Annotated in this window: 18 protein-coding genes; 11 read left to right on the top strand and 7 right to left on the bottom strand. The window is 39.0% G+C overall.

All coding sequences use genetic code 11. The annotated features are described in order from the left end of the window. Nucleotides 1–63 precede the first annotated feature (63 nt). Complete coding sequence (gene recR, locus JKG64_RS07780) at nucleotides 64–678, top strand: recombination mediator RecR (RefSeq protein ID WP_210353735.1); 615 nt, start codon at nucleotides 64–66, stop codon at nucleotides 676–678. Here the strand turns inward: recR and JKG64_RS07775 are convergent. From JKG64_RS07775 to JKG64_RS07765, 3 genes are read right to left on the bottom strand one after another with little or no spacing between them, the layout of a single operon-like run. After that, nucleotides 675–1,895, bottom strand: a complete 1,221-nt coding sequence (locus JKG64_RS07775; RefSeq protein ID WP_210353734.1) for an MDR family MFS transporter — start codon at nucleotides 1,893–1,895, stop codon at nucleotides 675–677. The genes recR and JKG64_RS07775 overlap by 4 nt on opposite strands. 15 nt (nucleotides 1,896–1,910) lie before the next feature. Beyond that, entirely contained in the window at nucleotides 1,911–2,876 is a 966-nt protein-coding gene (locus JKG64_RS07770) for a bifunctional metallophosphatase/5'-nucleotidase (protein WP_210353733.1), read from the bottom strand. Further along, nucleotides 2,851–3,603, bottom strand: coding sequence for a 5'-nucleotidase C-terminal domain-containing protein (locus JKG64_RS07765; protein ID WP_246512498.1), 753 nt, complete (start codon nucleotides 3,601–3,603; stop codon nucleotides 2,851–2,853). Before JKG64_RS07765 ends, JKG64_RS07770 begins: the two co-directional genes overlap by 26 nt. A gap of 272 nt (nucleotides 3,604–3,875) precedes the next feature. Here JKG64_RS07765 and JKG64_RS07760 point away from each other — a divergent pair, with 272 nt between their 5' ends. From JKG64_RS07760 to JKG64_RS07750, 3 genes are read left to right on the top strand one after another with little or no spacing between them, the layout of a single operon-like run. Continuing rightward, on the top strand, nucleotides 3,876–4,553 hold the full coding sequence (locus JKG64_RS07760; RefSeq protein WP_246512497.1) for a hypothetical protein: 678 nt from the start codon (nucleotides 3,876–3,878) through the stop codon (nucleotides 4,551–4,553). Between the two features lie 26 nt (nucleotides 4,554–4,579). Next, nucleotides 4,580–6,568, top strand: a complete 1,989-nt coding sequence (locus tag JKG64_RS07755; RefSeq protein ID WP_210353732.1) for a hypothetical protein — start codon at nucleotides 4,580–4,582, stop codon at nucleotides 6,566–6,568. After that, the gene (locus JKG64_RS07750) at nucleotides 6,568–7,878 is read left to right on the top strand and encodes a hypothetical protein (protein WP_210353731.1); all 1,311 of its coding nucleotides are present in this window, start codon (nucleotides 6,568–6,570) and stop codon (nucleotides 7,876–7,878) included. Before JKG64_RS07755 ends, JKG64_RS07750 begins: the two co-directional genes overlap by 1 nt. A gap of 103 nt (nucleotides 7,879–7,981) precedes the next feature. Here JKG64_RS07750 and JKG64_RS07745 read toward each other — a convergent pair whose 3' ends face one another. Further along, complete coding sequence (locus tag JKG64_RS07745) at nucleotides 7,982–8,770, bottom strand: Cof-type HAD-IIB family hydrolase (protein ID WP_210353730.1); 789 nt, start codon at nucleotides 8,768–8,770, stop codon at nucleotides 7,982–7,984. Nucleotides 8,771–8,934: 164 nt separating this feature from the next. Here JKG64_RS07745 and JKG64_RS07740 point away from each other — a divergent pair, with 164 nt between their 5' ends. Next, the gene (locus JKG64_RS07740; protein ID WP_210353729.1) at nucleotides 8,935–10,113 is read left to right on the top strand and encodes a class I SAM-dependent methyltransferase; all 1,179 of its coding nucleotides are present in this window, start codon (nucleotides 8,935–8,937) and stop codon (nucleotides 10,111–10,113) included. Nucleotides 10,114–10,122: 9 nt separating this feature from the next. Here the strand turns inward: JKG64_RS07740 and gloA2 are convergent, their stop codons facing one another. From gloA2 to JKG64_RS07725, 3 genes are all read right to left on the bottom strand, one after another. Beyond that, a complete protein-coding gene (gene gloA2 / locus JKG64_RS07735) occupies nucleotides 10,123–10,512 on the bottom strand; it encodes an SMU1112c/YaeR family gloxylase I-like metalloprotein (RefSeq protein ID WP_210353728.1) in 390 nt (129 codons plus the stop codon). A 1-nt stretch (nucleotide 10,513) separates the two neighbouring features. Beyond that, the gene (locus JKG64_RS07730; protein WP_202102152.1) at nucleotides 10,514–11,416 is read right to left on the bottom strand and encodes a DUF72 domain-containing protein; all 903 of its coding nucleotides are present in this window, start codon (nucleotides 11,414–11,416) and stop codon (nucleotides 10,514–10,516) included. A 397-nt stretch (nucleotides 11,417–11,813) separates the two neighbouring features. Then, nucleotides 11,814–14,459 (bottom strand): heavy metal translocating P-type ATPase, encoded by a 2,646-nt coding sequence (locus tag JKG64_RS07725; protein ID WP_210353727.1) that lies wholly within the window; start codon nucleotides 14,457–14,459, stop codon nucleotides 11,814–11,816. Between the two features lie 187 nt (nucleotides 14,460–14,646). Between JKG64_RS07725 and JKG64_RS07720 the strand changes: the two genes are divergently transcribed. The 6 genes from JKG64_RS07720 (at nucleotide 14,647) to JKG64_RS07695 (ending at nucleotide 20,984) form a co-directional block, all read left to right on the top strand. After that, nucleotides 14,647–15,528, top strand: coding sequence for a tyrosine-type recombinase/integrase (locus JKG64_RS07720; RefSeq protein ID WP_202102150.1), 882 nt, complete (start codon nucleotides 14,647–14,649; stop codon nucleotides 15,526–15,528). A gap of 13 nt (nucleotides 15,529–15,541) precedes the next feature. Continuing rightward, complete coding sequence (gene hpf / locus JKG64_RS07715; protein WP_202102149.1) at nucleotides 15,542–15,886, top strand: ribosome hibernation-promoting factor, HPF/YfiA family; 345 nt, start codon at nucleotides 15,542–15,544, stop codon at nucleotides 15,884–15,886. A 162-nt stretch (nucleotides 15,887–16,048) separates the two neighbouring features. After that, nucleotides 16,049–16,411: a DUF6686 family protein gene (locus JKG64_RS07710; protein ID WP_202102148.1), complete on the top strand. Its 363-nt coding sequence runs from the start codon at nucleotides 16,049–16,051 to the stop codon at nucleotides 16,409–16,411. 186 nt (nucleotides 16,412–16,597) lie between these two features. Next, nucleotides 16,598–17,125, top strand: coding sequence for a ferritin (locus tag JKG64_RS07705; RefSeq protein WP_210353726.1), 528 nt, complete (start codon nucleotides 16,598–16,600; stop codon nucleotides 17,123–17,125). A gap of 167 nt (nucleotides 17,126–17,292) precedes the next feature. Further along, nucleotides 17,293–20,016: a TonB-dependent receptor gene (locus JKG64_RS23250; protein WP_210353725.1), complete on the top strand. Its 2,724-nt coding sequence runs from the start codon at nucleotides 17,293–17,295 to the stop codon at nucleotides 20,014–20,016. Next, on the top strand, nucleotides 20,013–20,984 hold the full coding sequence (locus JKG64_RS07695; RefSeq protein ID WP_317195834.1) for an NAD(P)H-quinone oxidoreductase: 972 nt from the start codon (nucleotides 20,013–20,015) through the stop codon (nucleotides 20,982–20,984). Before JKG64_RS23250 ends, JKG64_RS07695 begins: the two co-directional genes overlap by 4 nt. Nucleotides 20,985–21,002: the final 18 nt, after the last annotated feature.

Here is a 21,002-nt window from a genome sequence, read left to right as displayed (position 1 = left end):
ATACCAGAATTGAAAAGAATCGGTTAATGCTGAAAATAGAAAATTACTTTTTATTTTTGCCAAATGAACTTCTCCTCCAAATTATTGCAAAACGCCGTCGAAGAGTTTGGACGTTTGCCAGGAATTGGTAACAAGACTGCTTTGCGGTTAGTGTTGCACCTCTTGAAACAACCTAATCAGGAGGTAAGTCGCTTTACGCAGTCGATCGAACAGCTCAAAGAGAAGATTCGCTATTGTCAGGTGTGCTATAACATATCGGATGATTCAACCTGTGAAATCTGTCAATCGATAAAGCGCGATAAATCCACGATATGTGTGGTCGAGGATACGCGAGATGTCATGGCTATTGAGAACACGAATCAGTATCAGGGAGTATATCATGTCCTTGGTGGATTAATATCGCCTATGGATGGCATAGGACCGTCTGATTTGAAAATAGAAGGTCTACTAGAACGATTGCGAAAAGGAGAGGTTAAAGAGATTATATTGGCCCTCAGTGCGACTATGGAAGGAGATACGACGATATTCTATCTGTGTCGCAAGCTTCGCGAGTTTGATGTGCAGGTGAGCACAATTGCTCGCGGTATTGCATTTGGTGGAGAGTTGGAGTATGTAGACGAGATTACCTTAGGAAGATCTATCTTGACACGTGTACCTTATGAACGTAATGTAGGTTAATTTTCCTTCATCTTTGATATTATCCAGTAAAAAGCAACACTCACTACCAATAAAACTGTTCCTGTGGTTGTCCATAGTACTTGGTACCCGAAATGTTCGGCTACATAAGTGCCTAGGTAGGGAGAAAAAATATTGGCTGCAGCAAATGCCAGGGAATTAAAACCCATATATGCACCCTGATTGTTTTTTCCGGCCCGTTGTATAGAAATAGTGGCGGTATAAGGAAGTGTTAACATCTCGCCGGTAGAGAGTACCAACATGGCCAGAAAGAGCCATATCATTCCAAAATCAAAGTTGAGCATATAGTAAGAGCCGGCCGCAATAGCTGTACCGATCAGCATAATCTGTCTGACCGTCATACGGTTCTCGATAAGGTGTATCAAAACCATTTCGAATAGAACGATAACAAAGCCACTGAAGCCGAGGAGTAGACCTATCTGACTGGCATCGAGATGATGAACATCCCTGTAGAATAGAGGTAAAGTAGTTATCAACTGAAAAAATGCCATAGAGAAGAGAAAACAGAAAATATTGAATCCTATAAATAAACCATCTCGGTAGGCGTTTTTCTCTGGTAAATTGCTGTTTATTGGAACTTCTTGGGGCTGAGGGTGACTGTATTTGCTATTTCCTTTTTTGTTCCTGAAAAAGTAAATAAAGACGACGGCCGCAATACTGGCGGCAATAGCGTTGCCGTAGAAAATCCAGTTATAGGAAAAAGTTGCCAAGAAACCACCTAAGGCAGGGCCTATGGAAAAACCTAGATTGACAGCCATACGGTTTAAAGAGTAGGCCCGCGTGATGTTCTCAGGTTTAGCGTATCGCGCTACTGACACGGAGTTGGCAGGCCTGAAAGTGTCTGCTACAAGTGTCAGTATAAAAATCATTATTGCTAAAGTCTCAAAGGTCCGAAAAAGAGGAAGTATGAGAAACAGCGGAATCACAAGAATAAGACTCCAGGTCTGTACCTTGAAGTTGCCAAATCTATCTGTAAGCCAGCCTCCAAGCCAAGAACCCGCTACTGAGCCGAGCCCAAAACAGCCCAACACCAAACCAATCTGCGTTTTGGAAAAATTGAGTTCTGACGACATGTATATCCCTAAAAATGGAATAACCATAGAACCGGTACGGTTGATGAGCATTACCAAGGCTAGTAGCCAGGCCGCAGGAGATAATCCTTTATAAGAGTTTATATAGAGACGTACGAGGGCTTTCAATGTTGTTATGAAAATCTAGGCAAGTGATTGTTCTAAACTTTTGTCAATTGTGTAATTACTGCTTAGTAATATCTGTTTGCGTTTTGTCTTAGAGTTGAGGATAAAATCAATTCGTCCAAAGCTTGCCCCTCCAAAACCAACTTGATTTACCAATGTGATTTTGCCATCGAGATTCTTAACCTCTGTAGGCTTTTCTAAGAATGTATGGGTATGTCCACCTATGATTAAATCGATATCCCTGCTATTGGCTGCAAGTTTTAAATCAGAGATGGTATCTTCTTTGTACGAATAGCCCATGTGGGAAAGACATATTACCAGATCGCACTTAAGATCTTTTTTTAACTTAGGAACAATGCGATTGGTTACTTCCATAGGGTCAAGATATTTCATGCCTTTATAACCATTGGGATCAACCAGTCCTTCTACATTGACTCCAAGTGCGAATACACCGATTTTTACGCCATCTCTCTCAAATAAGAGATATTCTTTGGTCTTTCCTGCAAGAATAGTTTCGGAAAAATCATAATTGGAGGTGATAAAGGGGAAATTAGCTTTATCAAAGTGTTTTAAAATACCTTGGAGGCCATTATCAAACTCATGGTTGCCGAATGTCCCTGCATCATATTTCAGTTTTGACATCAACTCTAGTTCAACTTGTCCATCGAATAAATTGAAATAAGGGGTACCCTGGAACATATCTCCAGCATCAAACAACAAGACATTTTTTTCTTCTGATCTTATTTTTTGAATTAATGTACTTCGGCGTGCCACACCTCCTAGCCCTTGCATCCTTGAACCATCCATTGGAAATGGTTCAATACGACTATGTACATCATTACTATGTAATATGGTTATTTTAACATCTTTTGATTTCGACGAACTTTTAGCAAAACTATCGAAAGGGGCTAGAGAAGCTAAAAGACCTAAAGTGGCCGCTCTTTTTAGAAATAATCTTCTATTTAATGACTGTAACTCTTCCATCTAGCTCGGTGTTTATGTTCTTACCTTCTTTAGTTATTTTTTCTACATACTGTATTAATCCCTCACGAACGCGCAAACTGCTATTTGTCCGGTGGATGGGGCTGGTGATTCCTTCTATATAATCTCCTCCATTGGCCAGGTAATCATAGGTAACCAGTTTGTATGATTGTTTGGGTTCGATTTCTTTGCCATTAATACGGATGTCTGAGGCTTTGCCTTCCTTAATTTTTAAGGTGAAGCCTGCTATAGGTTGACCTCCAGTTTTGGCTATAAAATCGGCAAGGACTGTAATGTCTTGGGCCGATAGTTCCAGTATAGTGACTGTGTTCTCAAAAGGCATAAGCTCGAACATGGAACCTACGGTGATGGGGCCTTGTTTTACTTCTGAGCGGATTCCCCCTTTGGTGGCAATAGCCATCTGCGCATCAGGATCTATGTTTTTGCCCATGGCAAGTAGTGCATCAGCGAAGAAGTTGCCCGCAAGACTTTCTGCATCAGCTCTACTTTTATTTAGAAAATGTGTCGAATAACCAATTTGTCTATTCATTTCCTGATCCATCTGTATTTTAAAAGGAGTGTAGTATTGAATAATAGTACTGTCTTCCGGCAAGGATGAGTTTATGGAATATGTAGTCGGCTCGCTTACTCTTGGGACGTAGGTGGTCCTACAACCGGCTAATGTCCATGCAGTTACTATAACTAAAGATAGTGTTTTGAAAGTGCGCATAGCATTAAATTATAATATGCGAAGCTAAGAAGAATGTGGTTAGGAACAAATTAACTTTATGTAATATTTACTATGCGATTGACAGTAGAAGGTGTCAGATAGCAGCGTTAGTGGCAGTTGTGTTATCCCGGAAAACAGTGAATATAGTATTTTTTTTGCTCTAGAATATGATTTGGAATAGCTTTTGTACTTATGCATTCATTATTTTTTGAAGGTACTTGCTACCTTTGTGACATTGTGAAATTTGAAAATTATATATGGTTAATCCAGTCATGAAAATGCATCGATGGTTTGTTGGTCTACTTGTTTTTATCACTACCCTTAGTTTGACAAGTTGTTTTGATGTGGTAGAAGATGTAAATCTAAAATCAAATGGTTCAGGTAGTATAAAAGCAACTGTCAATTTGAGTAAGAGCAAGGTGAAAGTTGCTTCTTTAATGAAGCTTGACAAAGTTGATGGAGTGAAAGTGCCTTCAAAATCAGAGATACAGAGGGAGGTAAATGACGTTGTGAAGCTTTTAAGACAAACACCAGGAATTTCTAATGTACAGCATAGTCTGGATTTCAATAATTTTATAGGTACTCTATCGTGTGACTTTACCAATGTAGGGGCATTGAATGCTTTCACGAAGACTTTGTCTACACATTTTAAAGCTAAAGTATCGAGTTATTCTAGTTATTCGTATGATGCAAAAGCAAAGGTCTTTGCGCGAAGCTATACCTACAGTGATGAAGCCAAGAAAGGATTAGCCAAGTTGAAACCAGAGAACCAGAAATCATTTTCCGATGCTTATTTTACTAGTATCTATAGATTTCAGGATAATGTCCTAAAACAGGATAATAAAGTTGGAAAAATATCGGATAATAAAAAAGCTGTCATGATGCGGGTTGGGGTATTAGACCTTGTGAATGGGGATGTTAGCTTGTCAAACCAAATATCGTTAAAATAAAAAGTTTAAAATTTTATAATTTAAATATGTATCTACACAAATTTGCTGCACTAGCATTGGGCATATTGATGACTTTAACATCAAATGCACAAGATTTAATCCGAAAAGTACCCCACGACGCTAAAGTGGTCGTATCTTTCAATAATAAAGCTGTATTTGACCATTTGAATATCGCTGATCTTAACCTTACATTGACCCGCTTGGGGCTTTTTGATAAAATGAACAGCGATAGTAAACTGAGACCTTCAAAGATAGAAGAGCTGGGAGTCGACCTTAAAGCTAAAGCTTATGCTTATGTGCGTAGTACAGATAGTGTACAGTATATTGGCGCTCTGATCCCATTGTCTAACAAAAGTCAGTTTGAATCTATTATCCCAAAACATAAGAAAGTAGAGATTGTTAATTCTCTTCCTACAATCTATTCTGCTGATCGGTCTCTACGTCTTAGCTGGGATGAGAATACGGTATATGTGTTAGGTGGCCTAGCTATGGACTATTATTTCAGAAAAGAGGATGTTATCAATCGCTATGGTTTGATCGCAAATGCGTACGATGCATATGAAGCAGAGTATGCAGAAGCTGTTGTGGATTCGGCAGCGACGACTTGGGATGCCTATGATTTTGACGCTGCCGCGGACTCAGCTGCAGCGGATGCCGCGCGTGCGGCCACAGCGGTCAGTGAGGAAGAAGAAGAATATGAATTGGCAGCACCGCCAATTCTTGCACCGGTAGATACAACAGATGAAGACGAGTATGCGATCGTCGATTCTATTTTAGCACAGGACGAATATTCCGATGATTATTATAGTCGCTATGATAGTATTACGAGACATAACGATTCGATTAAAAATGACTTGGTGAAACAATGGGTCAATGCGGAGATGGAACTTATGTTGGCCGGTGGGTATAAGTCATTTGATGCTAAAAAATTACCAAAGTTGAGTGCCAATACAATCGCACATATCCATGCTGCAGATGTGTTTTCTTATTACAAGTATCTTTATCCTGAGGAGGCACTTAGCGAGTTATTTGGCGTGAAGCCCAAGTTTGACTATGGTATTGACGGAATCGATGCTAGTATTGTTGTAGATGGCAATAAGCTGAAGTTCGTTGGATCTGCAACATTGGACAAAGAGATGGCTTCTTACTACAAGGAAATCTATAATAAGAAGCTAAATCCAAAGTTCTATCCTTTTTTGGATAAAGATGTGTTGGGCTTTTTCTCTTTTAATGTGAATACGGAAGCCTACTTAAAGAACCTTCCGAAAATCATGGAAAGTTATTATGGTTCGTTTATGCCGAGATATTCTAACATGATTAGCTTGGGAGCGATGTTGTTTGACATTGCTTTGGATCAAAAGGCGATTGCAAAGGTTATAAAAGGAGATAACCTGTTCGTACTAAATGGCGTGACTAAGGTAGATGTAACGTATACTGATTATGAGTACGACGACGATTACAACTATACAGAAGTAGAGAAAACTAAAACGGAGACTATTCCTCAGTTTTTATGGATGTTTTCTTCGGATGACACACGTATTTTCGAAAAGATAATCCAGATCGGTGTACAGGAGAATGAATTGGTTGATCATGATGGTATCTACGAGGTTAAGGAAAATAAGGGATCTGGTATTACTGTTTATTTATTGATCAAGCAGGGGATGGTATTTATTGGTAATGACATGGCTAAAATGGAGATGATAAAATCAAATCATTACTCTGGAAAAGGACATGCTCCTTATGTAGCAATGGCTAAGAAAAATAATTTGAGTTTATTGTTCAATACAAAACGTATACCTGTTTTATTGGAGGAGTTAGATATTCCTGTTGAGCGTTCTATAGAGGAAACCGTTGCTGAATTACAACAGTACGGTGATTTCTATATGACTTCTACAGGGGTCAAAGGAAATAAAGTGACAGGAGAAATTGCTGTGGAATTTCCGAATAGAAAAGGTAACGCATTAGCATTCTTGTTTGATGTTTTGGATCGTTGGTCATTGAAACTAAAAGAATAATGAAGCTATTGAAAAAGATAGTATTTATAGTAGTGGGGCTTATTGCGGTAATCGCAATAGGCCTCTATCTATTCTTGGCGGTACGAGAGTCTCGTTCGAAGGGAGGCTTAGTACATCAAGACAGTGAATATGTGACTAAGGTCGCGGTAGATAAAATACTAACAGATATTGCTTGGAACGCGGTTTCAAATCCTGGGACTTATTTTGGTGGGGATAGTGCCGATACGACAAGTGATAGTAAATCGAGCCGTAACCTAGGGATATCAATTCCAGCTAACGTGTATATGTTTGCGTTGAAAGATGAGGAGGAGACCTGGTATGCATGGCTTAATGTCGAGAATCAAGAACAGTTACAGGCTTTTGTGCAGACCGAGCTCGGTATCGACAGCACCGGGGTAGAAAAAGAAGATGATTTTTGGTGGATTAATGGAAAAGATAATAGAGTAGTACTTCTTGGTGATTCCAGAAATGTCTTAGTAGCTCTTAGCTTTGATAAGAAGGAAAAGAAAGAGGCAATGTTGAAAATTTGGGAAGGGCGAACTACTGCAATGGTGCCGATTAAAACACTAACGGACTTTAGTTTTGAAAATACTGCGGATATCGAATGGAAGCAAAAGGCAAATGATGCGGGCGCAAATCTGTCCTTTAAAAAGGGAATGATAACTGCAAATTGGTCTTTGTCTAATGACATTTTACGATTGCCACTACAGGCTAACGTACGGGAGTTGCCTCCGTCTAATGTGTTAAATGTATATTGTCAAGCGGATATCCGACCTTTTCTGGATCGGTATGAAGGCCGATTGCAACGCTATAATATCCCCGTTGATACCTTAAAAAACTACTATGGTGGTTATATGGATATACAATGGCGGGCCGATGATGTGCTACAGACGGATAGCATCATTGCATACGATTACGATGAGAATTTTAATCCGATAGAGAAAAAAGAAATAAGGGAGGAAGCGGTGCCTAATATTTTATTTACATTTAACGCATCACCCCATTTGGCAAGCTATCTTCCAGAGAAAATGTTCTATAAATTCTATAAGCGGATAGAAGGTAAACAGATCGGACTAAGTACCGATGCGAATGAAAAAAATGAATTTCCTTATGTGTCAACAGATCATGCTTTTCTTTTATCTTATACACGTAATGCGGCGGCTCGAAGACATCTGTCTTGGTTATCTCAATTTGATAGAATTGAAAAAGTAGAAATAAGTGGAAAAGGAGGAGAAGTATCCAATAGCTTTAATGCTGAATTGAAATTGAGTGATTACGGGATACATGCTTTGTATCAATTGCTGAAATGAAGCTAATAAGCTATTTAATAAAAAAGGTAAAGTTTTCACTTTACCTTTTTTTCTGAAAGTGTCTGTTGGTGAGCCGAAGGGATCATGAAAGTTTTTTATGGAATTATAATACACTAAAATGCTTTAAAGCATTCCAAATACCGTCACTATCAACATCGTCTGTGATGTAATCTGCTATTTCTTTTACTTCTGGATTGGCATTTCCCATAGCGACTCCTATGCCTACATGTTGAAGCATAGTGATGTCGTTTCCTCCGTCTCCAAAGGCCATGGTCTTGGTAATGTCTATTCCGTAATGTTTACAAAAAATATCTATACCTACTTTTTTACTCTGTCCTTTAGGATTCACGTCCGCAAATAGAGGAGTCCAGCGTGAAGCTATGGAGTTGGGCATTATTTCTTGCATAAACTGTTCCTCTTCATCCGGTCCTAGGAAAATATTGGTCTGTAGTATTTCGTCCGTATTTACATTATCCATATCTACTAACGGGGGTACAGGAAGGTTAAGGTGAGCGTACATACCTGCAATTTCTGGAGTGACATCGTGTATGGTTACTTCCTTCTCCGACATGAATGAAAAGCTTAAAGGTTTTTCATTTGCATGTTTTAGAAGACTTTCGATATCCTTTGAATCAATAGATTTTTTGAAGAGAATATGGCCTTCTTTAGATACACAGTAGCCTCCATTGAAAGTAATATAGCCGTCAAAATCTAAGTACCTGACGTGGTCTATGCTATTGATAGATCGTCCTGTAGACAGTATGATTTTGATTCCTTTGGCCTGAAGCTGTGCAAGGGCTTCTTCTGTGGATGGAGATACTTCGTGTGTTTTGAAACTTAGTAAAGTGCCGTCAATGTCAAAGAATACGGCTTCGATTTCTGGGTTCTGCATAGTAAATCTGAGTCTATTCCAAACTTAAATAAAATGCTTTGAATTGACGAATATCATGGGTGAAATTTCTGTTAAAGATCTAAATGTTGACAGAGGTAGGATATTAAGTAGAAGGACCAATAATGGATTTTGTATCTTTGTGGCCTAAAATCACTATTTGCAATATGGCACTATCTTCTTTTTTCGAAAAGCTGAATAATAGTATAGAACAGGACCACTTTATAAAGCTGTCACTGGGAGATTATCATGGTCCTGAAAAGGAGCTAAAACAGGTTTATGTTAAGTTGGTATCAATAAAGCGAGAGATCAATCTGTCGTTTACCTTTCGATATCAAACGAGGGATATTACCAAAAATTATGCTATCAAAGAAGGGGTGCAATGCATAGCAGATTTTCTAAATACAGGACAGTTTAAAATCGGTACTTTATTCACTGAAGAGGCTAACTTCATTTGCCAACAAAATAAGAAAGGTGTATGGGCGGAACGGAAGGAGAAGCCAACAGCTAAGAAACCAGAAGAGCGAAATCATGATGTACAAAAGCAACGAAAAATAGGTGAGTCTACCAAGGGTTACCTTCATGCCCTACGTTTGACTGATGAAAAGGGACAAGTGTATAAAGCTGCTCAGGATAAATGGAAGCAGATTAACCATTATATTGAGCTTCTTAGTTCGTCTTTAAATACGCTACCGTCCGATCATGTACTAAAGGTAGTGGATATGGGAGCGGGTAAGGGATACTTGACCTTTGCATTATACGATTACTTAACGAATGAATTAAAGAAAAAAAGTAGCGTTGAAGGTATCGAGTATAGACAGGATTTGGTTGAATTATGTAATGGAATTGCTAAGTATACAGGGTTCGACTCGTTGCATTTTTCACAGGGAACCATTGATGCTTATGCGTCTAACGATGAACTAGATATTTTAATTGCTCTACACGCGTGTGATACGGCGACAGATGATGCGATATTTAAGGGAATACAGCACAATGCAAAGCTTATCGTGGTAGCTCCCTGCTGTCATAAACAAGTGCGAAGGGAACTTGAACGGGTAAAGAAAAAGAATGATCTTGATTTTATGATCAGGCATGGTGTTTTTTTAGAAAGACACGCCGAGATGTTAACCGATAGTATACGAGCATTAATCCTGGAGTATTATGGTTATCAGACTAAGGTAATGCAATTTATCTCTGATGCACATACTCCTAAAAATGTGATGATCGTTGCAGAGAAAAAAGAAATTTCGTCATCAAAGAAGCAAGAAATCTTAAATAAACTCCAAAGCACTAAAGCTTATTTTGGTATTGATAAGCATTATCTGGAAAAGGTTTGTGGCCTTTAGGCGTTTTTTCTATTGATATTCGTACAGCTCTAAGGGGAGCCCATCGGGATCTTGAAAAAAGGTGAATTTTTTACCGGAGTATTCGTCTATGCGGATTGGTTCTACTGGTATTTTGTTGTTTTGCAACTTGTCTATCCATTGTTCAATATTATCTACTGCAAAGGCAAGGTGACGTAGGCCAAGTGCCTCCGGGTAGGATGGACGGGGTACATAAGTTGGAAATGAAAAAAGCTCAATAACGTAATGATTGCCAATAGCGAGATCCAGCTTATATGAATCCCGCTCTTTTCTATAGACTTCATTAAGAATCTCCAGTCCTAGCAATTGGGTGTAAAACTCCTTTGAACGTGTATAGTCGCTTACAATGATAGCGATGTGATGAATACCTTCTAGGCGCATGTTAGAATAATGTAGGTGCAGTATTATTTGAGACGTCTCCAGGTTTTTGGGGAATATTCAGATTGGTGCCGATCGCTTTGTTCAGCTTTTCTATAAAATGTGCTGCTAGTAAGGGAGACTCTACTTCTATGTTTTGATGGATGAAAAAGTAAAGCTGTTGCAAGCCAGCCTCTTTCCATTGTACTATTGTTTTGACCCATTCGTCCAGCCTTGTGTAATCTGATGGATGGTTGGCACCTACATAGCGGATAAAAGCAGTCGGTGTGGTAAAACGCATGTGCATCATGTCTCTTCTTCCTGCTGTATCGACAATGATATTGGTCTTGTTTGTTTCTTCTAACAGGGCATAAAAGCGTTCAGCTACGGATGGGGAGAACCATTCTTCATTGCGGACCTCAACAGCTAACGGATATCCTTTTGGGAAATTCCTTAAAAAAGATTCTAGTCGGTCAAAATCCTTTGGTTTGAAATTGTCGATTAATTGAAGAAAAGCCATACCTAACTTCTCCTCAAATAGTACAGTAGAATCTACAAAGGCATTCACCTTTTCGTCTGTATTTAACAATCTTCCGAAATGACTGATGGACTGTGGGATCTTAGGAAAAAACTTAAACTCTTCCGGAGTTTTGTTCTTCCAGGTTTCTACCTGACTTTTGGAAGGCGAGTTGTAGAATGTAGCATTCAATTCAATAGCGTTGAATTGCGTAGAATAATAGGCTAATTCATCCTTTGTGCCACGGGGATAGAACCCCTTAAGGTCATTTTTATTCCATTTGGCACAGCCTACATATACTTCCAAGGGCTGATCCTGTTTGCTTTTTTGTAATAGATCAAGGGATTGTTGCGGTGTTTGGGGTATTGTGAAGTCAATCGTCGAAGGATCTGCTACCTGTCCAAATTTCATAGATATATAATTATTTCGTGCATTTAATTGTTTTCTTAATGGAACTCATGAATGCTTCGCATTTATTTCGTGATCCGTCAGTTGATGGATCGGTTTGTCTTTTAATGGTTACATGAAATGTTCAAATTACATATGTACTATTTATTGGTATATATGCAACGTTGCAATGACTTGTGTAATGCAACGATTTGTAATAAAATAGTAGATTATCTATAATCTGTGGTAAAAATAGTCAGTTTTGTTGGAGAATCCCAATATGTATTTTATTTCGGGATAGTTTTTTCGGAACTAAATACGCTAACGGTTTCATTGGCGATGGGAGGGGTGCTGTTTTGAGGCCTGACCTCTTGTCGTTGATGTCATAAGTTAACGACAAGAGGTGAAGCTTCAAAGTTGCTTATAGTTTTTTGAGATTGAGACGCAAGGAGTTTAGTATTACTGATACTGAGCTTAAACTCATAGCTGCAGCAGCAATCATTGGTGACATCAATATGCCAAAAGATGGGAATAATAGTCCCGCTGCTATCGGTATTCCGATTACATTATATAAAAAGGCAAAGAGTAGATTCTCTTTGATATTGCGCATCATCATACGGCTTAGGTCTATCGCTTTAGAAACACCTGTCAGCTCACCTTTTAAGAGTGTGATATCTGAGCTTTGTATGGCAACATCAGTTCCTGATCCCATGGCGATACCTACATCGGCTTGTGTCAAAGCTGGGGCATCATTAATTCCGTCACCTGTCATTGCTACGATTTTACTTTCCCCTTGCAATCTGTTGATTTCATTTAACTTGTCCTGGGGAAGGAGTTTGGCCCTGAAGGAGTTTATCCCTGTTTCATTGGCTACAGCTTGTGCTGTCAACTCATTGTCGCCTGTGAGCATCACAACCTGAATACCGAGGCTCTGTACATGGGATATGATTTCTTTGGCATTGACCTTTATTTTATCTTTTACGGCAATAAAGCCGGCATACTGTTGGTCTATAGCTAAATAAGAGACGCTGGATCCACTGGCTTGTAATTGATTCACCTTATCTTTTATAGAGGTTGGAATACTGATGTGATTGTCGTGGAGTAAGGCTTCATTACCTAAGTATGCATGGCGGTCTCCGATACGGGCAGCAACTCCTTTTCCAGTGATGTTGAGGAAATCTTCAATCGTTGATAGGGAGATGGAATTCTCTGCCGCTTTATTGACCATGGCTTCTGCCAATGGGTGGGAGCTTTGTTTGTTGATTGATGCTGCTATCTGGAGGATATTGTTATCATCGATATTGTCCACTCCTTCATAAGTGGTTACCTCGGGTTTACCTTCTGTGATAGTACCTGTCTTGTCGAGAATAAGGTAGTCTATTTTACGAAGTTGTTCGAGAGCTTCGGCTTTTTTTACCAATATTCCGTTTTTTGCCCCTTTACCTATACTCACCATGACAGACATGGGCGTGGCCAGACCTAGCGCACAAGGACAGGCTACGATAAGGATTGCAAGCGCATTGGTGATGGCATAGGCTAGACTATCTTCTACTCCGCTGAGTAGCCAAATGATGAAGGTGGCTATGGCTATGAGTATGACAATAGGGACAAATATTCGTGATATTCGATCAGTTAGTTTTTGTATAGGGGCCTGACTTCGGCTGGCATCGTTGACCAGTTGTATGATTTGGGATAATAGCGTCTCGGATCCAATGTGGGTTGCCTGCATGACGAAGCTCTGATTGCCGTTTATAGTCCCTCCAATAACATTGTCGCCCTTGTTTTTCTCTACAGGAATAGATTCCCCTGTGATCATGGATTCGTCTACAGAAGAACTTCCCTCTTTAATAATGCCATCTATAGGTACTTTGTCGCCTGGACGCACGCGTAACATATAACCTTTGTGTATGTCTGTCACTGCTATCCGCTGTTCATTACCATCATGTAGCCATATCGCTTCTGCAGGGGTGAGTTTGACGAGCGCCTTGATAGCCGAATTGGTTTTGGAATGTGCTTTAGCTTCCATAAGTTGCCCCAGTATGACCAGTGTGATGATTACGACTACAGATTCAAAGTATAGATGTGGATGGGCGTTGTGCTCAAGCATCTCTGCTGGGAGAACCTGAGGGAATAGTAAAGCGACTATACTGAAAATAAAAGCTGCTGCAGTACCCAGGGCAATAAGACTGAACATATTGAGATTCCATGTTTTGAAAGATGTCCAGCCTCGTTGAAAGAAAGTCCAGCCTGTATAAAATATAACCGGTAAAGTAAGGATGAATTGTATCCAACCGTTGATATGGGCCGGAATCAGTTGGCTTACCGGTTTTCCGGGAAGCATATCACCCATAGAGAGAATGAAAACCGGTAAGGTAAAGATGGTGCTGATTATTAGCTTTTTTTTCCAGTCTTGATAGGCGTCATCTTCAGCTTCTGTTTGCTGGTTAGGGACGAGGTCCATACCACAGATAGGACAGGCACCCGGTGTATCCTGTTGGACTTCCGGATGCATCGGGCAGCTGAATGTGACCTTCAGGTTCGTTTCAGGGATTTTTTCGAGATTCATACCGCATACCGGACATGTTCCAGCTTTATCATATATTTTGTCACCTTCACAATGCATAGGACAGTAATATTTCCCCGCATTAGACTTATCACTTTCTGGTGATTTGGCGTACTGTTGAGGTACAGGTGTCTGGTGGACCTGTTCTATTGGTTGTAAGAACATGTTACATACAGGACAGCGACCTTTTTCGGTATATATCTTGTCATGCCCCTCACAAAACATTGGACAGATGTATTGTCCACTTGGCGAATCATTGACTTGTTTTGGGGGATTCTGATGGTGACTGTGTGCATGCTCATGGATTTGATAGCTACTGCCTATTTCGTTGATTTTCTCTTGAAGTGTAGCAAGTTCCAAGTGACTTTCGCTTTCTATTTCTGCTTTTCCTTCTTCTAATGAGATACTAGCATTTATGCCAGGTATTTCATGGAGCTTGTTTTCTATTTGTGTACGGCAACCATCACAGGTCATGCCACTGATATAATAGGTGTGTTTATGCATAATAGATATCGGTATATAATGTTCTTATAATAATGATAACACTAATTTCGGGTTAATGTTAGCCCAGGTGTTATATAATTTCTAAGAAATGATATAGATTTCCAGCGATTTGTTTTTTTCTGATCTGATGTTGGCGAATACAAACCATTTTACTTAAGTTTGAGTAGGAGAGGGGCACTAGAATACTATGTTTAAAGATCGGTTTATTAGTTTTTTGACGTTTGAGAAACGTTATTCACCACATACGATAAAAGCGTATGAAATGGAGGTGAAGGGATTTTTAGACTTTTTAGAAGCTGAAAATACACCTTTTGAGGAGGTCGATCATAAACTGATGCGGTATTACTTTTCTTTACTACGGGAGAAGGGCAAAGAAGCAAGCTCTGTCAATCGGGCAATTTCTACTTTACGTTCTTTTTATAAGTTCTTGCAGCGGGAGCAATTGGTGGAGAAAAATCCAGTGCGTCTGATCCAAGCGTTGAAGACACCTAAGAAATTACCGGTTGTGGTGGAGAAGGATAAGATGAATCAATTGCTGGATCATATGGATGCAGTGGTGGATGACTTTGAGTCATTGCGTGATTTTATTATTATGGAACTGCTTTTTGGAACAGGTATTCGGCTTTCTGAACTTTTACAAATAAAAGAGAGTGATATTGACTTTTACAATAAAAAAATCCTTATATTAGGGAAAAGGAATAAGGAACGTTTTGTTCCACTACATTTAACCTTAATCGAAGAACTAAAAGAGTATTTAGAAAAGAAAAAACTTCAAAATTTAGAAAACATTTCCGAATATTTAGTCGTTACTAAAGAAGGAAAGAGAGCGTATCGACTGTTGATTTATAGAGTAGTGAAAAAATATCTAAGTATGATTACTTCACAGAAAAAAAGAAGCCCACATGTACTTCGGCATAGCTTTGCTACATCTTTATTAGACAATGGTGCGGACCTCAATGCAATCAAAGAGTTACTAGGTCATGCTGGATTGGCGGCCACTCAGGTGTATACGCACAATTCGGCGGAGCGGTTAAAATCAATTTACAAACAAGCACATCCAAAGGCTTAAAAAAGGAGGAAAAATGAACATTAACGTGCAATCAATCAAATTCGATGCAGATCAAAAATTGGTAGACTTTATCAAAAGGAAAACTGGCAAATTGGAGCAGTATTTGGACAATATCATTGAAGGAGTATGTTATCTTCGTTTGGAAAATGTAGAAGGCGAAGAGAATAAGGTGGTAGAATTGAAGTTTAATATTCCAGGTAGTCAGCTTTTTGCAAAAGCACAAGCAAAAAGTTTTGAGGAAGCGACGGATATCGCGGTAGAGTCTTTGAGACGTCAGATTAATAAGCATAAAACGAAAACTAGAACGAATGCTAGTAATCATAAAGAGATAATCTCCACAGAAGAAGAAGAATTTTAATTGGGAGTGAATCTCACAGAATGTATAAAAAGGCGGCTTAATGATTAAGCCGCCTTTTTTTATGTTTCGCTATCTCTTGTTTTATTTGGATTAATTCTTGATTAAGTTTATATTTGCTCATCATTTAAAAATAGCGGTCTAAACAAAATAAGGTAGTAAGAAATGATTTGTCCATTAGCGAGTGTAGAAGAGGTGTTTACAACCTCACAGGGGGCGGTTTACCAGTGCAGTCGAAAAAACTGTTATTGGTTAGAATTTCAGGGTAACACTACAGCGTTTAAGGTCAGTGATTTTTTTGTATTCAAGCGAAGTGTTGATCAAATTGATATCGAAGCTATGCTGAATAACTCCTCCCGCTCTTTTGATTTTGAATTAATTATGCCTTTTCGTACGGAACGCTGTTTTCTACTCTCCGTAGAAGATGTTCTTAACTTACGAGATTTATTGGCCGGAGCGAAATTCATGCTTGAATTAAACGGTCAGATTCGCTCTATCTTAAGACGCGACGCTGTATTAGCAATCTAAGTGTAATTATTTTAAATCATATTGAGTCTAAACAACTTAGCTTTTTTAGGTTGTAATTTAGACTGAATTTGTATTGCATATTTTTTATCAATATCGCTTGCCTAGCCTTTATCTTTGTATTAACAAACAGAGGATTACTATCATTTGTTATGTTTAAATAAAGTGTAAAAAATAAAAAATAACGATATGAAAGATTTATTAAAATTAAGATCATCACTAGCCGAAGAGATAGAAAATATATTAAACGCCCAAGTAAAAATTGAAGCTCATTCATCCGCATTATACCTGGCTATGTCAGCTTGGTGTGATGATCAGGGCTTAGACAATTCTTCTAAGTTTTTTGCAAAGCAGTCCGATGAGGAGCGTGAGCACATGCTGAAGCTTTTTAACTATATCAATGATCGTGGTGGTAGAGCGATCTCTCCTGAGATTACAAATATCCCTGTTGATTTTGAATCATTCCGTGGAGTTTTTGAGCAAACTTTGGAGCAAGAAATGTTCGTTACAGAGCAGTTTAATAATATGGCTGACAAATGTATGAAAGCGAAAGACTATGTTACTTTCAATTTCTTACAATGGTTCTTATCGGAGCAAGTAGAAGAAGAGTATGTAGCTAGACGTATCCTTGAATTGTTTGATGTTATTGGCGAAGAAGGAACTGGTCGTTGGGAAATTGATAAACACTTGGTTAAAGTAGCTTATGACGGCGAGTAATCTCAAACATTAAATATAGAATGAATTTAAAAGGCTATCAATATTGATAGCCTTTTCTTGTATACGATAATCTGAATTTTATCGTTTTATAGTATAATATTTAATGGTTTTTTTTTGAATAGCAATATTTTAGTATATTGAACTAATTAGATTTTGCAGGCCGATTCGTGGAATTCTCATGGTATAAAATAGGGGTTGTCATTTTTGTATTTGCTTGTCAAGTGCTGTTAAACTCTGCCTTTGCCCAAGAGATTGTGTACGGTAGGGTCTTGGATACGGCTGGTAATCCGTTAAAATCTGTCAGTGTACGTCTCACTAGTGAATCAGATACCCTAAGTCAAATGACTGATTTCTTAGGTAATTTCCGTTTTTCAGCTTTTAAGGGGAAAAATATATCGCTTCTCTATACTATGTTGGGATATAAAAGTGAGAGTAGGTCCGTACTTGCACTGGGTGTTGGCGGGGAACTCGAAATCCCGGCTGTCCGGCTTGAACCTTATGCCGTTGAAATCGCCGATGTTAATATTCTAAAGGTACTACCCATTGTGGTGAATGGCGATACGGTACAATTTAACTTTAATGCTTTTGATTTCCGGAAGAACTCATTATTGGAAGATGCTTTAAAAAGCCTTCCTGGTTTTCAAGTGGGGCGTGATGGCTCTGTGACCTATAATGGCCGATCTATAAAAAGAGTAAAAGTCGATAACAAGGATTTTTTTGGAGGGGACTTACTGACGGCGACACGTAATTTACCTGTGGATTTTATAAAAAACGTTCAGGTGATTGATTTTTATGGCGATAAGGAAGAGGCCTTAGGCATAAAGCAAAGTGATCCTGAGAAGATACTTAATATCAGTTTAAAAGATGACCATAAGAAAATCTATTTTGGTCAGGTAACTGGAGGGGCAGGTACTAACTCTCGATACTTGGGTAGTTTCGGTGCCAATAAATTTGACGATGGCCGGGAAATCTCAATTTTAGGGTCTTTTAATAACACGAATACCAATTTGTTTAGTTTCGGTAGCCCGGAAGGGGGGGATCGTAATCGTAGTTCGATGGATATTGGAGATTATGCTGACCCTATTGATGGACTCAATGAGGTAAGTTCTGCAGGTATTAATGTTTCGGACAGGTGGGGTGAGCGTACGTCATTTAATGCAGCGTATAGTTTCGTTAGGCAGAAGAACGAAACCGATGGATTCTCGAAATTAACATCTACTTACGTCGGGAATAAAATCGAGCGAGAAGAGGTATATAAGATGAATAATATAGATCAGAATCATAAACTAAAATTTGGTTTTGATAGTGAGTTTAACAATGCAGATGTATTGCAGATTAAAGGTGATTTAATCTTTAATAAACTAAGAAGTTCTAATAATAAAAGCACAAGATTAACCAACTACGAAAAGAAAAACGTGGGCGCGTATCGGGATTCCTCAAGTCAGATTAGCCCAAATGGTAATCTAGAAGCTATTTATTCCAAAGCTTTTAATAAAAAGGGCCGTAAGTTGGTGGCTAATTTTATACTTAACTCTAATAATGTAGAGAAACGGGAAAGCGTTTTTGAAGAGTATGCAGAGAGTGGGGTAACCACTAAAGACGGAGACTTCCGTCAGGATCAATATATTAAGCAGAATAATTACACGAACTCTACTCGGGCTTCGATTTCTTATGTGGAGCCTTTTCTTGAACATAGCCTATTTGAGTTTAGCTACGAATTTGATGTGACGCGTATCGAAGCTATACGTCTTGTCGAGAATCGGTTGCCTACAATAACTCCTTACTATATTGATTCGTTGACGGTAGACTATGACTATTTCTTTAAGAACAATAAGACGGGAGTGACTTATCAATATGAACCCAATAAGAAGTTCAAAATGCATGCTGGATTTGCCGTCCAGCCCTTGTATATGGAAGGACGGGTCACCAAGGATAATGTGGTGTATAAGTATGAAAACATAAATCTAATGCCAACGGCTAAGCTGACCTATCGCTTTTCGAAGGAAATGGACTGGCAGATGGAGTATAAGGGTAAAAATAATCAGCCATCGTTTAATCAGATTGCTCCAGTATTGGATAATACGAATTCAAGAAATATTATTACCGGAAATCCGGAGCTGAAAGCTGAAACGGCACATCGGATAGGAACGACTTTACGAAAGAGTTTTAGCTCGAGAATGCAGTATTTTGAGACCAATTTTGCATATAATTTCATCCTTAATAAAATCGTAATAGATAAGCATTCAAAAGAGGGATCTACAGTGCAGGAAATGACCTTTAGGAATACATCGGGATATTATGACTATAGGTGGTATTATATGTTTAATACTCCTTTTATTAATGATGACTTTCAGTTAGATCTAACGGGCAATACGGATTATTATAATAATCTATCATTTATTGATGAGAAGAAGCGTACGACTAAGCAGTTGGTGATGACGCAGTCTATGCAGTTGAAATACCAATGGAGCGATTATGTGGAATCTGTGCTGAATGCAAACTATATGTGGAATAATACGCGGTATGATATTCCTTTTAGGACTAGTATTAATGTAGAGACAATGTTTTGGGGCCTGGGAGCTAGAGGATATCTGAACGATAACCTGTCTCTTGGCTTAGAAATGTCGCAGCGTTATAATAACGGTTATGCGAATACTTTTATGAATGAAAACCAGACGATAATGAATGGTTTTGTAGAGTTTACTTTTCTTCGGAATAAGTCTGCTTTACTGCGCCTGCAGGGCTATGATTTGTTCGACCAGAATAAGACGATGGGTATAGTTTCTGAATATATCGGTAATGATGTGTATGAAGCAAAAAATAGCCGGTTAGGCCGTTACTTTATGCTTTCATTAAATGTTCGTTTACAAAAATTTCCAAAAAAGCAATGATGCAAGCAGTTGTGATAACCGAACCTGGAGGACCTGAGGTCTTACAGGTGCAAGAACGGACAATTCCTTTGCTGGGGAAAAAAGAGGTCTTGATTACCGTACATGCCGCCGGAGTAAACAGGCCAGATGTATTTCAACGTCGGGGAAACTACCCCGCACCAGTAGGTACGGTGGCAGATATCCCAGGGTTGGAAGTTGCGGGAGTAGTAGCTGCTGTTGGTGAAGACTGTCGTAATTTTGAAGTAGGAGACCGCGTAATGGCGCTTGTCGCTGGAGGTGGTTATGCACAATATGTTGCGGTAGATCATGGTAGCTGTATCCATATTCCAGACAATTTATCGTTTATAGAAGCCGCTGGGATGCCAGAGACCTTATTTACAGTATGGCACAATGTTTTTGAAAGAGGAAGATTATCAGGTGGTGAACGTTTTTTAGTACATGGTGGTGCTGGAGGAATCGGAAGTACGGCCATACAACTGGCTCATCTATTTGGGGCGGAGGTTTTTACTACAGTGGGAACTTCGGATAAGGAATCCTTCGTACGCGACTTAGGGGCGTCGCATATCGTTAATTATAAAGAGTCGGACTTTGAAAAAAGCTGGGGGGCGAGTTCAATGGATGTGATTCTGGACAGTGTTGGTGGTAGCTATTTTGAAAAGAATATTAATCTGCTGGCAGAAGAGGGGAGACTTGTTGTGATTAATGCCATGCAGGGGGCTAAAGTAGAGTTGAATTTGATTAAGATGATGCAGAAGCGTATTTATTTAACGGGTAGTACCCTACGTAATCGATCACTTGAATTCAAGAGACAATTAACAGAAGCCATATGTCAGAATGTGATTCCATTGATCGAGACAGGAGCTTACAAGACTCCTATTGCGGAGGTCTTTTCTTACAAAGATGCTCGTTATGCTCATGAGTTGATGGAGAGTCGTGCCTTTAGTGGAAAGATAATTTTAGCTTTTTAGCTGTGCTAAAATAATTTA

The sequence above is a fragment of the Sphingobacterium tabacisoli genome (genome assembly GCF_017908035.1).
In the GTDB taxonomy this organism is placed as follows: domain Bacteria; phylum Bacteroidota; class Bacteroidia; order Sphingobacteriales; family Sphingobacteriaceae; genus Sphingobacterium; species Sphingobacterium tabacisoli.
This window is presented reverse-complemented; position numbering and strand designations above follow the sequence as displayed.

Excerpts from the sequence above, each read along its gene's own strand:
- recR (WP_210353735.1), top strand. The coding sequence starts at position 64 with ATGAACTTCTCCTCCAAATTATTGCAAAACGCCGTCGAAGAGTTTGGA.
- JKG64_RS07770 (WP_210353733.1), bottom strand. The coding sequence starts at position 2,876 with ATGGAAGAGTTACAGTCATTAAATAGAAGATTATTTCTAAAAAGAGCG.
- JKG64_RS07765 (WP_246512498.1), bottom strand. The coding sequence starts at position 3,603 with ATGCGCACTTTCAAAACACTATCTTTAGTTATAGTAACTGCATGGACA.
- JKG64_RS07760 (WP_246512497.1), top strand. The coding sequence starts at position 3,876 with ATGAAAATGCATCGATGGTTTGTTGGTCTACTTGTTTTTATCACTACC.
- JKG64_RS07755 (WP_210353732.1), top strand. The coding sequence starts at position 4,580 with ATGTATCTACACAAATTTGCTGCACTAGCATTGGGCATATTGATGACT.
- JKG64_RS07750 (WP_210353731.1), top strand. The coding sequence starts at position 6,568 with ATGAAGCTATTGAAAAAGATAGTATTTATAGTAGTGGGGCTTATTGCG.
- JKG64_RS07745 (WP_210353730.1), bottom strand. The coding sequence starts at position 8,770 with ATGCAGAACCCAGAAATCGAAGCCGTATTCTTTGACATTGACGGCACT.
- JKG64_RS07740 (WP_210353729.1), top strand. The coding sequence starts at position 8,935 with ATGGCACTATCTTCTTTTTTCGAAAAGCTGAATAATAGTATAGAACAG.
- gloA2 (WP_210353728.1), bottom strand. The coding sequence starts at position 10,512 with ATGCGCCTAGAAGGTATTCATCACATCGCTATCATTGTAAGCGACTAT.
- JKG64_RS07730 (WP_202102152.1), bottom strand. The coding sequence starts at position 11,416 with ATGAAATTTGGACAGGTAGCAGATCCTTCGACGATTGACTTCACAATA.
- JKG64_RS07725 (WP_210353727.1), bottom strand. The coding sequence starts at position 14,459 with ATGCATAAACACACCTATTATATCAGTGGCATGACCTGTGATGGTTGC.
- JKG64_RS07720 (WP_202102150.1), top strand. The coding sequence starts at position 14,647 with ATGTTTAAAGATCGGTTTATTAGTTTTTTGACGTTTGAGAAACGTTAT.
- hpf (WP_202102149.1), top strand. The coding sequence starts at position 15,542 with ATGAACATTAACGTGCAATCAATCAAATTCGATGCAGATCAAAAATTG.
- JKG64_RS07710 (WP_202102148.1), top strand. The coding sequence starts at position 16,049 with ATGATTTGTCCATTAGCGAGTGTAGAAGAGGTGTTTACAACCTCACAG.
- JKG64_RS07705 (WP_210353726.1), top strand. The coding sequence starts at position 16,598 with ATGAAAGATTTATTAAAATTAAGATCATCACTAGCCGAAGAGATAGAA.
- JKG64_RS07695 (WP_317195834.1), top strand. The coding sequence starts at position 20,013 with ATGATGCAAGCAGTTGTGATAACCGAACCTGGAGGACCTGAGGTCTTA.